Origin of the sequence: Streptomyces fuscigenes (assembly GCF_021556455.1) — a bacterium.
Taxonomy (GTDB): domain Bacteria; phylum Actinomycetota; class Actinomycetes; order Streptomycetales; family Streptomycetaceae; genus Streptomyces; species Streptomyces fuscigenes.
On sequence record NZ_JAKGCV010000108.1, the window covers coordinates 1 to 14,286 of the forward strand.

Sequence of the window (14,286 nt, forward strand, 5' to 3'; positions counted from 1 at the left end):
GCCCGCCTGCGCGGTCGTCGGCGGCTGGGGGCGGGGGCGCGGGCCCCCTCGGCGCGGGGAGCGGTCGCGGGACTCCTGGACGCCGTCAGACGCGTTCCGGGGGCCACCCGGGTCGCCCCGCGCCGCCGGCCCGACGGCCCCGCTCCGATCGTTCCTGCGCGAGAACGCGAGAACGCGAGAACGCGAGACCGTGGAAACGCGAAAACGTGAGATGCGGGCTTCCCCGCGTTAGGAAAGGCGCGAGATCCCGCCCCCTGCACGGGGACGCGGGAACGCCTCGCCGCGCGAAGGCCGTCACGCCGGGCTCAACCCGCCCCCGGACATGAGAACGGGCGGCCCACCACCGCGTGACGCGGTGGCGGCCGCCCATTGGCCGTCCGTACGGCCCTCGGCTCGTCGTGTGTGGTGCGAGGCGTCAGCGCTCCTCGTCACCGGCCACGGCAGGGACCGCCGTGAGCCGGTCGGTCTCGTCCTGTATTTCCGCGGCGATCTTCTTGAGTTCCGGCTCGAACTTGCGCCCGTGGTGGGCACAGAAGAGCAGCTCACCGCCACTGCTCAGCAGGACGCGCAGGTAGGCCTGGGCGCCGCATCGGTCACAGCGGTCGCCCGCCGTCAGGGGGCTCGCGGGGGTCAGAACAGTAGTCACGTCGCCTCTTCTCTAGCTCGACGAGCTGTCGTACCAGGGTCAACATCCAACCAGGCCGAAAACGTTCCCGCTCGCGACCGATCCTCGAAAAAAATTCTTCCGAAGTGCTGGACTGATGACGGTTGGCGGCGAATGAGCCGTATTGCTGAGCTTTACGGATTTCGCATCGATGTCGGGGGGTGGTGCTGGTCCTCGGTCCTCCCGGCCGGCTTGCCGGTTGTTGATGAGGACGTGCCCGGAGCCTAAATGGTTCATGCCTGGAAGGGAACGTGAGCTGTGCTGCACGATCGCCGTTCCTCGAACACGCATGCGAACGTGCACTAGCATGGCGCCGGACGAGGGTGGCGTGACAACGGCTCTACCAGGCCTCTGTACCCTCTGACCGATGACCGGAGCCGGGCCTTTACCCCACAGGGCCAGATCTCAAATTCAGCGAGGAGCGAACCGAGTGACCGCCGATACGTCCGTGCCGTCCACCGCGCTGCTGACAGCGGACCGTGACGGTTCCAACTACACCGCGCGGCACCTGCTCGTTCTCGAAGGTCTCGAGGCCGTACGCAAGCGACCCGGCATGTACATCGGGTCCACCGACAGCCGCGGCCTCATGCACTGCCTGTGGGAGATCATCGACAACTCCGTCGACGAGGCCCTGGGCGGCTACTGCGACCACATCGACGTGATCCTCCACGACGACGGGTCGGTGGAGGTCAAGGACAACGGCCGCGGCATCCCCGTGGACGTCGAACCGAAGACGGGTCTGTCGGGCGTCGAGGTCGTGATGACCAAGCTGCACGCCGGCGGCAAGTTCGGCGGCGGGTCCTACGCGGCCTCCGGCGGCCTGCACGGCGTCGGTGCCTCCGTCGTGAACGCGCTCTCCGCGCGGCTGGACGTCGAGGTGGACCGCGGAGGCGCCACGCACTCCGTCAGCTTCCGCCGCGGGGTCCCCGGCATCTTCACCGAGCAGGGCCCCGACGCGCCGTTCGACCCCACGAGCGGCCTGCTCAAGGGCAAGCGTGTGCCGAAGACCCGCACGGGCACCCGCGTGCGCTACTGGGCGGACCGGCAGATCTTCCTCAAGGACGCGAAGCTCTCCCTGGAGACGCTGTACCAGCGGGCGCGCCAGACGGCCTTCCTGGTTCCCGGCCTGACGATCGTCGTGCGCGACGAGCGGTTCGCCGAGGGCGCGGAGGGCGGCCGCCCGAGCGTGGAGACCTTCCACTACGACGGCGGGATCAGCGAGTTCTGCGAGTACCTGGCGCAGGACAAGGCCGTGTGCGACGTGCTCAGGCTCTCCGGGCAGGGCACGTTCAAGGAGACCGTCCCGGTCCTCGACGACCGCGGCCACATGACGCCGACGGAGGTCACCCGGGAGCTGGGCGTCGACATCGCGCTGCGCTGGGGCACCGGCTACGAGACGGCGGTCAGGTCCTTCGTCAACATCATCGCCACGCCCAAGGGCGGCACCCACGTCACGGGCTTCGAGCGCTCCGTGACGAAGACGGTCAACGAGGTGCTGCGCTCCGCGAAGCTGCTGCGCGTCGCCGAGGACGACGTCGTCAAGGACGACGCCCTGGAGGGCCTGACGGCCGTCGTCACGGTCCGCCTCGCCGAGCCGCAGTTCGAGGGCCAGACCAAGGAGGTGCTCGGCACCTCGGCGGCCAACCGGATCGTCGCGGCCGTCGTCGCCAAGGAGCTGAAGGCCTTCCTCACCTCCACCAAGCGCGACGCGAAGGCCCAGGCCCGCGCGGTCCTCGACAAGGTCGTCGCGGCCGCCCGCACCCGCATCGCGGCCCGCCAGCACAAGGAGGCGCAGCGCCGGAAGACGGCCCTGGAGTCCTCGTCGCTGCCGGCGAAGCTGGCCGACTGCCGCAGCGACGCCGTCGACCGCAGCGAGCTCTTCATCGTCGAGGGCGACTCGGCCCTCGGCACGGCCAAGCTCGCCCGCAACAGCGAGTTCCAGGCGCTGCTCCCCATCCGCGGCAAGATCCTCAACGTCCAGAAGTCGTCCGTCTCGGACATGCTGAAGAACGTGGAGTGCGGCGCGATCATCCAGGTCATAGGAGCGGGGTCCGGCCGGACCTTCGACATCGACGCCGCCCGCTACGGCAAGATCGTGCTGCTGGTGGACGCCGATGTCGACGGCGCGCACATCCGGTGCCTGCTGCTGACGCTGTTCCAGCGGTACATGCGCCCGATGGTGGAGGCCGGCCGGGTGTTCGCGGCAGTCCCGCCGCTGCACCGGATCGAGCTGGTGCAGCCCAAGAAGGGCCAGGACCGCTACGTCTACACCTACTCGGACGCCGAGCTGCGCCAGACGCTGCTGGAGTTCCAGCGCAAGAACGTCCGCTACAAGGACTCCATCCAGCGCTACAAGGGCCTCGGCGAGATGGACGCCGACCAGCTCGCGGAGACGACGATGGACCCCCGCCACCGGACGCTGCGACGCATCAACATCAGCGACCTGGACGCCTCGGAGCAGGTCTTCGACCTGCTGATGGGCAACGAGGTCGCGCCGCGCAAGGAGTTCATCAGCAGCTCCGCAGCCACCCTCGACCGCTCCCGCATCGACACCTGACGGCCGCGCGCACGCGGGTCCCGCTCCCGGCGGAGCCGGGCCCGCGTGCGGCGCCGTCGGCCGCCCTCGCGCCCCGAGGGACGCCGCCGCTCTCCACCCCGGGGTGGAGAGCGGATCTCCACCTCCGTTCCACCCTGGCGCCGATCCGCTGACCTGGGCTTTCTCTGTACCTTCGAGAGGTCGGAAAACGTCGTCGCCGGAGGGTCGTCATGGACGCACTGCTGTACGCGCTGGTCATCGTGGGCGTGATCGTGCTGCTCGTCGCACGCCAGGCCAGGCCCCAGCGGATCGGGGGCGGGGACCGCAAGTGGCTGGTGATGCCGGTGATCATGGTGATCCTCGGACTGCGCCAGGGCCACATCGTCGACGCGCACCACTCCGCGGTCTCCACGGGCCTGCTCGCCGCCGAGCTGGTGGTCGGCGTCCTCATGGGCTTCGGCTGGGCGTTCACGAGCCGGGTGTGGACCGAGGCGGACGGCAGCCGCTGGTCCCGGGGCACCAAGGGCACCGCGGCGGTCTGGCTGGGAGGCATGGCCGCGCGGGTGGGGATCATGGGTCTCGGCGCGCTGGCGGGCGTCCACCAGTCGGAGGGCGCGCTGCTGATCACGCTCGGCGTCTCGTTCGCGCTGCGCAGCCTGCTGCTCATGCACCGCGCGGGCGCGCTGTCCTCCCGACCGGCCGCGTCGTACCGTGGGGCCGTGGCAGACCGGGTGTGGAAGGACCGCGTGTGACCCCAGCATCGTCGACGGCGTGGACGGCGTGGCCAGCCCGCGACGGCGGCGAGACGCGCTTCGGGTTCTCGCAGATGCGCGCGGCCGCCGGCGGCACGGCGCACGCCGGCCTCCTGCGCCGGCTGCTCATGCGCTCCGTCATCCCGGCGGCCCTGATCTACTCGATGTTCGCCGAGCGGCACGTGCACGGCTGGGCCGACGCCCTCACGGCCGCCGGCGGGATCGTGTTGTGCGGCGCGCTGATCGTGGCCTTCGGCCGGGTCAGCAGGCTCCGGGAGCTCGCCCTCTCGCTCGGGTGCGTGATCCTGCTCCTGGCCGCGGCGGGCGTCGCGCAGTGGCAGGGCTACGACGTGGCCACGGGCGCCCTGTGCTTCGGCACCTCGGTCGTCGTCATGCAGCGGCTGCCGCTCGCCGCCGCCGTGCCGCTCACCGCCGTGGCCCTGGGCGGCTACACCGTCGCCAACGACGAGACGTGGGTCGCGGCGGCCGTCACGGTCCTTGGCGTCGGCCTCGGCGGGTACGTCCTGAGGCTCGACGCGGAGTCCCGCCACCGCCTCAAGCTCCAGGAACGGGCGGCGCACGCGGCCGAGGCCGAGTCGGCCGCGCTCGGCGAACGCGCCAGGATCGCCCGCGACATCCACGACGTGCTCGCGCACAGCCTCTCGGCCCAGCTCGTGCACCTGGAGGCGGCACGGCTGCGCATCGAGCAGGAGGAGCCCGGCCCGTTCCGGGACCAGATCCTGGAGCGCGTCGTCGCCGCCCGCGCCATGGCGCGCGACGGGCTCTCCGAGACCCGGCAGGCCCTGTCGGCGCTGCGCGGCGAGATGGCGCCGCTCGGGGACTACCTGCGGGAGGTCGCGGCGAGCGACGGGGCGGAGATCGAGGTGACGGGCACGCCGCGGCCGGTGCGCGCGGAGGCCTCGCAGACCGTGCGCAGGGTCGTCCAGGAGGCACTGACGAACGTGCGCAAGCACGCGCCGGGTGCCCGCGTGCGCATCGGCCTGACGTACGCGCCCGACGAACTGGTCCTGTCCGTGCGCGACTCGGGCGGCAGGGGAGCCGTCCCCGCCGAGCTGGCGTCCTCCGGCTCCGGATACGGTCTTCTCGGGATGCGCGAGCGCGCGGAACTGCTCGGCGGCACGCTGGACGCGGGCCCCGACGAGGACGAGGGGAAGGGGTACAGCGTGCGGCTGCGAGTGCCGGCGTGAGCGCGGGGGCGGGCGGGGCGCCCGCACGGGTGGTCGTCGCCGACGACCAGGCCGTGGTGCGCGAGGGCATCGTGATGCTGCTGGGCCTGCTGCCCGGCATCGAGGTCGTCGGCTCGGCCAGGGACGGCGAGGAGGCCGTCGCGCTCGTCGCCGAACTCGAGCCGGACGTCGTCCTGATGGACCTGCGGATGCCGCGCTGCGACGGCGTCGAGGCGACCCGGAGGGTCCGTCAGGAGCACCCGGGCACCCAGGTGGTCGTGCTGACGACGTACGCGGACGACGAGTCGCTGTTCGCGGCGCTCCAGGCGGGCGCGCGCGGCTACCTCACGAAGGACGCCGAGGGCGAGGAGATCGTGCGGGCGGTCGAGGACGTGCTCGCCGGGCAGGCCGGACTCGCCCCCGCGGTGCAGCGGCGGCTGCTGGAGCGGTTCACGCAGCCGCAGGCGGCGGCCCCGGCGGCGCCCGCCGAACTGCCGGACGGCCTGACCGCGCGGGAGGCCGAGGTCCTCGCCCTCGTCGCGGAGGGGCTGTCCAACAAGGAGATCGCCGGCCGCCTCCACATCGGCCCCGCCACGGTGAAGACGCACATCAACAACCTCTTCGCGAAGACGGGCGTCCGCGACCGGGCGCAGGCGGTGCGATACGCCTATCAACGGGGACTGATCGATCCTCCTGGGACATCTGTCACCTGATGGGGTGAACAGGTCCGGGACCGGGCATGTCGGTCCCGCGTTCCCGCCATGCTTGCCGGACGGCCGAAACGGCCGCCTGACAAGGAGATTCGACCGGTGGACATGCAGCAAGGGCGCGAGGCCGCGGCGGTGCGGCCCGACGGCCCCCGGTACGGCGCCCGGTACGGCGCCGGCGGCGCGGACACGGCGCCGGCCGGGGACCGGACCGAGGACGCCTCCCCGGCGGGGGTGCCGGGCCCCCGGCGTGAGGTGCCGCGCGCGTACACCGCGGCGGACATCTACCAGGAGGTCCAGAGCAGCGCCGCCTTCCTGGAGGTGCGGGGCCGCTACCGGGGCTTCGTCGTGCCGGCCGCCATCGCCTTCCTCACCTGGTACCTGGCCTACGTGCTGGCGGCCACCCTCGCGCCGGGGCTCATGGCCCACCCGGTCGCGGGCGCGGTGAACGTGGCGATGATCGCCGGGCTCGCCCAGTTCCTCACCACGTTCGTGTTGACCTGGGCGTACGTGCGGCATGCCCGGCTGAACCGGGACCGCGCCGCGCTCGAACTGCGCTGGACGGTGCTCGACCGCGGCGTCGGCCAGGACGCCGGTCGGGGGAGGGCGTCGTGAGAGGCGACCACCAGACCCTGGCCCTCGTTCTGTTCAGCGCGTTCATCGTGGTCACGCTGGCCATCACGACGTGGGTGAGCCGCAACCGCCACGGCTCCGCCGAGGAGTTCTACGCGGGCGGGCGGCTGTTCTCCCCGATGGAGAACGGCTTCGCCATCGCGGGCGACTACATGTCCGCCGCGTCCTTCCTCGGCATCTCCGGCGTGATCGCCCTGTTCGGCTACGACGGGATGCTGTACTCCGTCGGCTTCCTCGTCGCCTGGCTCGTGGTGCTGCTCCTCGTCGCCGAACTGGTGCGCAACGTGGGGCGGTTCACGCTGGCCGACGTCGTCGCCGCGCGCATGCGCGAGCGCCCCGTCCGCATCGCCTCCGGCACCGCCTCGGTGACCGTGTCGGTGCTCTACCTCGTCGCCCAGATGGTGGGGGCGGGCAGCCTCGTCGCGCTGCTGCTCGGCGGCTCGGGCCCCGCGGCGCGCACCTTGACGGTGATCGGCGTGGGCGCGCTGATGGTGGTCTACGTGACGCTCGGCGGGATGCGGGCCACGACCTGGATCCAGATCGTCAAGGCCGTGCTGCTGATGGCCGGTGCCGTCGCGCTGACGGTCCTGGTGCTGCTGCGCTTCCACGGCAACGTGAACGACCTGCTGGTGCGGGCCGCGGCGCACAGCGACTACGGCAAGGACTTCCTCGGCCCCGGCCGCGCGTACGGCGGCAGTTGGTCGGCACGCCTCGACTTCATCAGCCTCGGCCTGGCGCTGGTGCTCGGCACGGCGGGCCTGCCGCACATCCTGTCCCGGTTCTACACCGTGCCGACCGCGCGGGCGGCACGGCGGTCCGTCGTCTGGTCCATCGGGCTCATCGGCAGCTTCTACCTGATGACCATCGTCCTCGGCTTCGGCGCGGCCGCGCTGGTCGGCTCGGACGCCGTGCGCACGTCGAACGCGGCGGGCAACACGGCCGTCCCGCTCCTCGCCCTGAACCTGGGCGGGGGAGCGGGCTCCACGGGCGGCACCGTGCTGTTCGCGGTGGTCGCCGCCGTGGCCTTCGCGACCATCCTCGCCGTCGTCGCAGGCGTCACGCTCGCGTCCTCGGCGTCGGTCGCGCACGACCTGTACGCCTCGCGCAGGCCCCGGACGAAGCCGCGCGTCCCCCGGCAGCGCCGGCTCCGCCCGAGCGCGGCGGCGGACGGCCACTCGCGCGCGGAGCCCGAAGAGGCGGAGGCCGGCCCGCGTCGCGAGCCGCGCAGCGAGGTGTCGGTCGCGCGCTACTCCGCCGCGGGGATCGGCGCGGTCGCGATCGCCCTCAGCCTGCTGGCGCAGGACCTGAACGTCGCGTTCCTGGTGGGGCTCGCGTTCGCGGTCTCCGCGTCGGCCAACCTGCCCGCCCTGCTCTACTCGCTGTTCTGGCGCTCCTTCACGACGCGCGGCGCGGTCTGGTCGGTGTACGGGGGTCTCGTCCCCGCGGTGCTGCTGGTCGTGCTCTCCCCGGTGGTCTCCGGGAGCCCCGACGCGATGTTCCCCGGCGTGGACTTCCAGGTGTTCCCGCTGGAGAACCCCGGCCTCGTGTCGATCCCGTGCGGATTCCTCGCCGGGTGGCTCGGCACCCGGTTCTCCCGGGAGCCCGCGGACCCGGTCGCGTACGCCGAGACGGAGGTGCGCTCGCTCACGGGCGCCGGGGCCGTCTGACACCGGTTGCGTCCGATCGGCAGCGCCTTGCGCCGGCCCGTTCACCGTCGCCACGCTGCGCGGGAGCGGGCCGGCGCCGTCGTGCCGCACGACATCCGACGGCAGCCGTACGCATCTCGCGGCAACTGGCACGCAAAAAGTTGCGTTCCTTTCTGAGCGTTTGCGTCCGGTGAATGTCAGCCCGCTTGTGCCGCGCGCCCCACTGGTGTGCGCATATGGCGGTCGGTGGGCGCGCCGTGCATGACAAGCCGGTTCTGTCCGAGACGTAGACGACATGGCATTTCTCTGCAACTCTCTGACCGCGATACGCAAAAGACTCCGCCATGCGATGCAGAAAGCATGCCGCGGGTCGATGCCCGAGCAGAGCCGCGCCTCGCCGCCCCCGTGCGAGGCCGAGGATCGGAGATCCATGAGATCGCTACGTCGGAGACGGCGGACACTCGCCGTCGTCACCACCACCAGCCTCCTGATGGTCGGCTGGCCGTCGCTCGCCGCGGCGGCGGGCGGCCCCCCGTCCGCGGCGGGCGCGGCGGCGGCGCGGGCCGCCGCCGCGAAGGCCACCGATGGGGACCAGTCCACCTACTGGCAGGGCACGGGCAAGGGCGAGCAGTCCGTGCAGCGGGACCTCGGAGCCGTCAAGCGCGTCGACAAGGTCACCCTGAAGCTGCCCCGCGACTGGAAGGCGCGCAAGCAGACGCTGTCGCTCCAGGGCAGCCAGAACGGCACCGGATTCGAGACCCTCAAGACGTCGGCCACCTACACCTTCAGCCCGGGCGCGGGCAACACCGTGACGATCGCCTTCCCGGCGACCCGGGAGCGGTACATACGCGCCGTCATCACCGGCAACTCGGTGGGCCACAAGGCCCAGTTGTCGGAACTGGAGGTGCACACCGCGGCGGCCGCCGCCACCCCGAACCTGGCCCTCGGCAAGACCATGACGGCGAGCGGGTTCAACGACGTCTACCCGGCGCCCAACGCCAACGACGGCAACCAGTCGACGTACTGGGAGAGCAAGAACAACGCCTTCCCGCAGTGGATCCAGGCCGACCTCGGCTCCTCCGTGGCCGTGAACAGCGTGGTGCTGAAACTGCCGTCCGGTTGGGAGGCCAGGAACCAGACCCTCACGATCCAGGGCTCCACCAACGGTAGCAGCTTCTCGGACATCGCGGCGTCGAAGTCGTACGCGTTCAGCCCGACGTCCGGCAACACCGTCACGATCACCTTCAACGCGACGACCACCCGCTACGTCCGGGCGAGCTTCACCGCCAACACGGCCTGGCCGGCGGGCCAGGTCTCCGAGTTCGAGATCTACGGCCCCGCCACCGGCGACACGCAGGCGCCCAGCGCGCCCTCGGGCCTCGCGCTCACCCAGCCGGCCACCGGGCAGATCCGGCTCGGCTGGCAGGCGTCCACCGACGACGTCGGCGTCACGGGTTACGACATCTACCGCAACAACCAGCTGGTGAGCAGCGTCGCGGGCAACGTCACCACGTACACCGAGAGCCAGCCGACGAGCGCGACCGTCACCTACTTCGTGCGGGCGCGGGACGCGGCGGGCAACGTCTCCGGCAACAGCAACAGTGTGACGCGCACCGGGGACACCGGCGACACCCAGGCACCCACCGCGCCCGGCGGCCTCGCCTACACGGAACCGGCGTCCGGCCAGGTCAAGCTGACCTGGACCGCCTCCAGTGACAACACGGGCGTGACGGGCTACGACATCTACCGCGACGACAAGGTCGTCGGCTCGGTCGCCGGCAACGTCACCACGTACACCGACACGGGCGCGGGCAGCGGCACCGTCACGTACTACGTCCGGGCCAAGGACGCGGCCGGCAACACCTCGGGCAACAGCAACAGTGTGACCCGCAACGGCTCTTCCGGGACGGCGTCGAACCTGGCCGTCGGCAAGCCGATCAGCGCGTCCTCCTCGACGTTCACCTTCGTCGCGACGAACGCCAACGACAACAGCACGAGCACCTACTGGGAGGGCGCGGGGGGCAGTTACCCGAACACCCTCACCGTGCAGCTCGGGGCGAACGCCGACACGCAGAGCGTCGTCGTCAAGCTCAACCCCGACTCGTCCTGGGGTGCGCGGACGCAGAACATCCAGGTGCTCGGGCGGGAGCAGAACGCCTCCGGCCTCACCAGCCTGGTGGCCGCCAAGGACTACTCCTTCGACCCGGCGAGCGGCAACACGGTGACCATCCCGGTCTCCGCGCGCGTCGCCGACGTGCAGCTCAAGTTCAACTCCAACACCGGTGCTCCCGCCGGCCAGGTCGCGGAGTTCCAGGTCCTGGGCACCCCGGCGCCCAACCCGGACCTCCAGGTCACGTCGGTGAGCGCGTCGCCCGCCTCGCCCGTCGAGTCGGACGCGATCACTCTGTCGGCGACGGTGAAGAACGCGGGAGCGCTGTCCGCCGCCGCGAGCACCGTCCAGTTCAACCTGGGCGGTTCCAAGGTCGGCGCCGCGAGCGTCGGCGCCCTCGCCGCCGGCGCGCAGACCACGGTCTCCGCGGACATCGGCGCCAAGGACGCCGGCACGTACCAGCTCAGCGCCGTCGCCGACCCGGACAACAAGGTCGTCGAGTCGAACGAGACCAACAACACCTTCACGGCCGCGTCGAGCCTGGTGGTCAAGCCGGTCGCCAGCTCGGACCTGGTCGCGACCAGCGTCGCCACCTCCCCGTCCGCGCCGTCGGCCGGTGACACCGTCACCTTCTCCGTCGCGGTGAAGAACCAGGGCACGGTCGCCGCCGCGTCCGGCTCGCACGGCGTCACCCTGACGCTGCTCAACGCGTCCGGCGGCACGGTCAAGACCCTGACCGGCTCCTTCAGCGGCGCCCTCGCCGCGGGCGCGACCTCGTCCCCGGTCAACCTGGGCACGTGGACCGCGGCCGACGGCTCGTACACCGAGAAGGTCGTCGTCGCGAACGACGCCAACGAACTCCCGGTGAAGCAGGCCAACAACACCTCCACGCAGTCCTTCTTCGTCGGCCGCGGCGCCGACATGCCGTACGACACCTACGAGGCGGAGGACGGCGTCCTCGGCGGCGGCGCGCAGGTCGTCGGCCCGAACCGCACCATCGGCGACCTGGCGGGCGAGGCCTCCGGCCGCAAGGCCGTCACGCTCAACAACACCGGGAACTACGTCGAGTTCACCACCCGCGCCGCCACGAACTCGCTGGTGACGCGCTTCTCCATCCCGGACTCCGCCGGGGGCGGCGGCACCGACGCCTCCCTCGACATCTACGTCAACGGCAAGCTCCTCAAGCCGATCGATCTCAACTCCAAGTACGCCTGGCTGTACGGCGCGGAGACCGGCCCGGGCAACTCGCCGGGCTCCGGGGCCCCGCGGCACGTCTACGACGAGGCGAACGTGCTGCTCGGCACGACCGTCCCGGCGGGCAGCACGATCCGCCTGCAGAAGGACGCGGCCAACACCTCCAAGTACGCGATCGACTTCGTGGACCTGGAGCAGGCCGCACAGGTGGCGAACCCCGACCCGGCCACGTACGTGACCCCGGCGGGCTTCGGCCAGCAGGACGTGCAGAACGCGCTCGACAAGGTCCGCATGGACACCACGGGCAAGCTCGTGGGCGTCTACCTGCCGGCCGGCGACTACCAGACCTCCAGCAAGTTCCAGGTCTACGGCAAGCCGGTCAAGGTGGTCGGCGCGGGACCCTGGTTCACCCGCTTCGACGCGCCGTCCACGCAGGAGAACACCGACGTCGGCTTCCGCGTGGAGACCTCGGCGAACGGTTCCTCGTTCACCGGCTTCGCGGCCTTCGGCAACTACACCTCCCGCATCGACGGCCCCGGCAAGGAGTTCGACCTCACGGACGTCTCGAACATCACCGTCGACGACGTCTGGATCGAGCACATGGTGTGCGCGATCTGGGGCACGCACGTCAGCGGCCTGAAGGCCACGGACATGCGGATCAGGGACACCTTCGCCGACGGCATCAACCTCACCAACGGCAGCCAGAACAACCTCGTGAGCAATGACGAGGCCCGCACGACGGGCGACGACAGCTTCGCGCTGTTCGCCGCCGAGGACCACAACTCCTCGGCCCTGACCGGCAACACGTTCCAGAACCTCACGGCGAAGCTGCCGTGGCGCGCGGCCGGTCTCGCCGTCTACGGCGGTCAGGGCAACACCCTGCAGAACATCACCGTCTCCGACACCCTGACCTACGCCGGTCTCACCCTCAGCTCGCTCGACTTCGGCTACCCCTTCCCGGGGTTCGGGTCGAGCCCGCAGACGGTGGTCAAGGGCCTCTCCCTGATCCGCGACGGCGGTCACTTCTGGGGGTCGCAGGTCTTCGGCGCGGTGTGGGTGTTCTCGGCGACCGACCCCTTCCAGGGCATTCGCGTGAGCGACCTGGACATCACCGATCCCACCTACGGCGGGATCATGTTCCAGACCGACTACGTGGGCGGGCAGGCGCTCAACCCGATCAAGGACACCGTCTTCACCGACGTGTCCATCAGCGGGGCGCACAAGAGCGGCGACCAGTTCGACGCCAAGTCGGGCTGGGCCCTGTGGGCGAACGAACTGCCGGAGGCGGGCCAGGGCCCGGCCGTCGGCGAGGTCACGTTCAACGGGCTCAAGCTGAGTGACAACGTGCAGGACGTCCGGAACACCACCAGCACCATGAAGATCACCATCAACCCGTGAGGGCGGGCGGCGCGGGACCGTGTCCATGGTCCCGCGCCGCCGTGACGGTGGCGCCGGCGCGCCGGACCACGGCGCCGGCGCCATCCGCGTCGTGCTCGCGTGGCGGCGCCCGGCAGTCGGGGCACGGGCCGCCCGGCGCCGTGGCCGAGAACGGCACGGGCGGTTTTCCGACACCTGGGACGGGGCGTGGTGCGGGCGACCGCAACGGCCCCGACGGGACCTCCGCTTGCGGCTCACCCCGGCTCGGGGAGTCGCCGGGGCGGGGACGCGGCCGCCTGCCTTGTGGCCGGCCGGTCACTTCGGGTGGCATCCGCTTGTCGCAGCGTTTACACGGACGAGAAAGAAGCTTGCATCCCTTGCGATAGTCTTGCACTCATGACGCGACGACTTGCTCAGGTGGCCAAGAAGGTTGGAGTCAGCGAGGCCACGGTCAGCCGGGTCCTCAACGGCAAGCCGGGGGTCTCCGAGGCCACGCGCCAGTCCGTGCTGACCGCGCTCGACGTCCTGGGCTACGAGCGCCCCACCCAACTGCGCGGCGAACGGGCCCGCCTGGTCGGTCTCGTCCTCCCGGAGCTGCAGAACCCGATCTTCCCCGCGTTCGCGGAGGTGATCGGCGGCGCGCTCGCCCAGCAGGGACTGACCCCCGTGCTGTGCACGCAGACCAAGGGCGGCGTCTCCGAGGCGGACTACGTGGAACTGCTCCTCCAGCAGCAGGTGTCCGGCGTCGTCTTCGCGGGTGGCCTCTTCGCGCAGGCCGACGCGCCGCACGACCACTACCGGCTGCTGGCCGAGCGCAAGATCCCCGTCGTGCTGATCAACGCCCCCATAGAAAACCTCGACTTCCCCTGCATCTCCTGCGACGACGCCGTCGCCGTGGAGCAGGCGTGGCGCCACCTCGCCTCCCTCGGCCACGAGCGCATCGGCCTCGTGCTCGGCCCGGAGGACCACGTGCCCTCGCGGCGCAAGCTGGAGGCCGCCCGGGCGACCGCGCGGGCCACCGGGGCGGAGCTGCCCGAGGAGTTCGTCGAGCGCACCATGTTCTCGCTGGAGGGCGGCCAGGCGGCCACGTCCCGGCTGCTGGACCGCGGAGTCACCGCGTACATCTGCGCGAGCGACCCGATGGCGCTCGGGGCCGTGCGCGCGGCCCGCCGGCGCGGGCTCGCGGTGCCCGGCGAGGTCTCCGTCGTCGGCTTCGACGACAGCGCCTTCATGAACTGCATGGAACCGCCGCTCACCACCGTGCGCCAGCCCATCGAGGCGATGGGCAGGGCCGCCGTGGAGATGCTCTCGGCACAGATCCAGGGCGGCTCGGTGCCGCCGGGCGAGCTGCTGTTCGAGCCGGAGCTCGTCGTCCGCAGCTCCACCGCGCAGGCCCCCCGGGGCTGACGTCCCGCCGGGCGGCCGGCCGCGGCCCGCCGGGCCCGTCGCCGCCGTCCCACCGCTGTTCTCCCGCCGCTCG

At 71.5% G+C, this 14,286-nt stretch carries 9 protein-coding genes; 8 read left to right on the forward strand and 1 reads right to left on the reverse strand.

All coding sequences use genetic code 11. From position 1 onward, the window contains the following. Window positions 1-415: 415 nt before the first annotated feature. Entirely contained in the window at window positions 416-646 is a 231-nt protein-coding gene (locus L1885_RS11940) for a DUF7455 domain-containing protein (RefSeq protein ID WP_225014732.1), read from the reverse strand. 448 nt (window positions 647-1,094) lie between these two features. On the opposite strand from L1885_RS11940, the gene L1885_RS11945 reads away from it, so the two are divergent. The 8 genes from L1885_RS11945 to L1885_RS11980 all read left to right on the forward strand — a co-directional run bounded on the left by L1885_RS11945 (window position 1,095) and on the right by L1885_RS11980 (window position 14,213). Next, window positions 1,095-3,221: a DNA gyrase/topoisomerase IV subunit B gene (locus tag L1885_RS11945; protein WP_235797047.1), complete on the forward strand. Its 2,127-nt coding sequence runs from the start codon at window positions 1,095-1,097 to the stop codon at window positions 3,219-3,221. A 209-nt stretch (window positions 3,222-3,430) separates the two neighbouring features. Continuing rightward, entirely contained in the window at window positions 3,431-3,952 is a 522-nt protein-coding gene (locus L1885_RS11950) for a DUF1453 domain-containing protein (RefSeq protein WP_235797048.1), read from the forward strand. Next, the gene (locus tag L1885_RS11955) at window positions 3,949-5,160 is read left to right on the forward strand and encodes a sensor histidine kinase (RefSeq protein WP_235797049.1); all 1,212 of its coding nucleotides are present in this window, start codon (window positions 3,949-3,951) and stop codon (window positions 5,158-5,160) included. The genes L1885_RS11950 and L1885_RS11955 overlap by 4 nt, the downstream gene beginning before the upstream one ends. Beyond that, window positions 5,157-5,852: a response regulator gene (locus tag L1885_RS11960; RefSeq protein WP_308117311.1), complete on the forward strand. Its 696-nt coding sequence runs from the start codon at window positions 5,157-5,159 to the stop codon at window positions 5,850-5,852. Before L1885_RS11955 ends, L1885_RS11960 begins: the two co-directional genes overlap by 4 nt. Before the next feature lie 102 nt (window positions 5,853-5,954). Then, window positions 5,955-6,461, forward strand: coding sequence for a DUF485 domain-containing protein (locus L1885_RS11965; protein WP_235797054.1), 507 nt, complete (start codon window positions 5,955-5,957; stop codon window positions 6,459-6,461). Then, entirely contained in the window at window positions 6,458-8,146 is a 1,689-nt protein-coding gene (locus tag L1885_RS11970; protein WP_235797050.1) for a solute symporter family protein, read from the forward strand. The genes L1885_RS11965 and L1885_RS11970 overlap by 4 nt, the downstream gene beginning before the upstream one ends. A 409-nt stretch (window positions 8,147-8,555) precedes the next feature. After that, complete coding sequence (locus L1885_RS11975; RefSeq protein WP_235797051.1) at window positions 8,556-12,827, forward strand: galactose-binding domain-containing protein; 4,272 nt, start codon at window positions 8,556-8,558, stop codon at window positions 12,825-12,827. Between the two features lie 375 nt (window positions 12,828-13,202). Then, a complete protein-coding gene (locus L1885_RS11980) occupies window positions 13,203-14,213 on the forward strand; it encodes a LacI family DNA-binding transcriptional regulator (protein ID WP_235797052.1) in 1,011 nt (336 codons plus the stop codon). Window positions 14,214-14,286: the final 73 nt, after the last annotated feature.

What these genes read in the sequence shown, in the direction of transcription:
- L1885_RS11975 (WP_235797051.1), top strand. Translation starts at nt 8,556, where the DNA reads ATGAGATCGCTACGTCGGAGACGGCGGACACTCGCCGTCGTCACCACC.
- L1885_RS11965 (WP_235797054.1), top strand. Translation starts at nt 5,955, where the DNA reads ATGCAGCAAGGGCGCGAGGCCGCGGCGGTGCGGCCCGACGGCCCCCGG.
- L1885_RS11980 (WP_235797052.1), top strand. Translation starts at nt 13,203, where the DNA reads ATGACGCGACGACTTGCTCAGGTGGCCAAGAAGGTTGGAGTCAGCGAG.
- L1885_RS11950 (WP_235797048.1), top strand. Translation starts at nt 3,431, where the DNA reads ATGGACGCACTGCTGTACGCGCTGGTCATCGTGGGCGTGATCGTGCTG.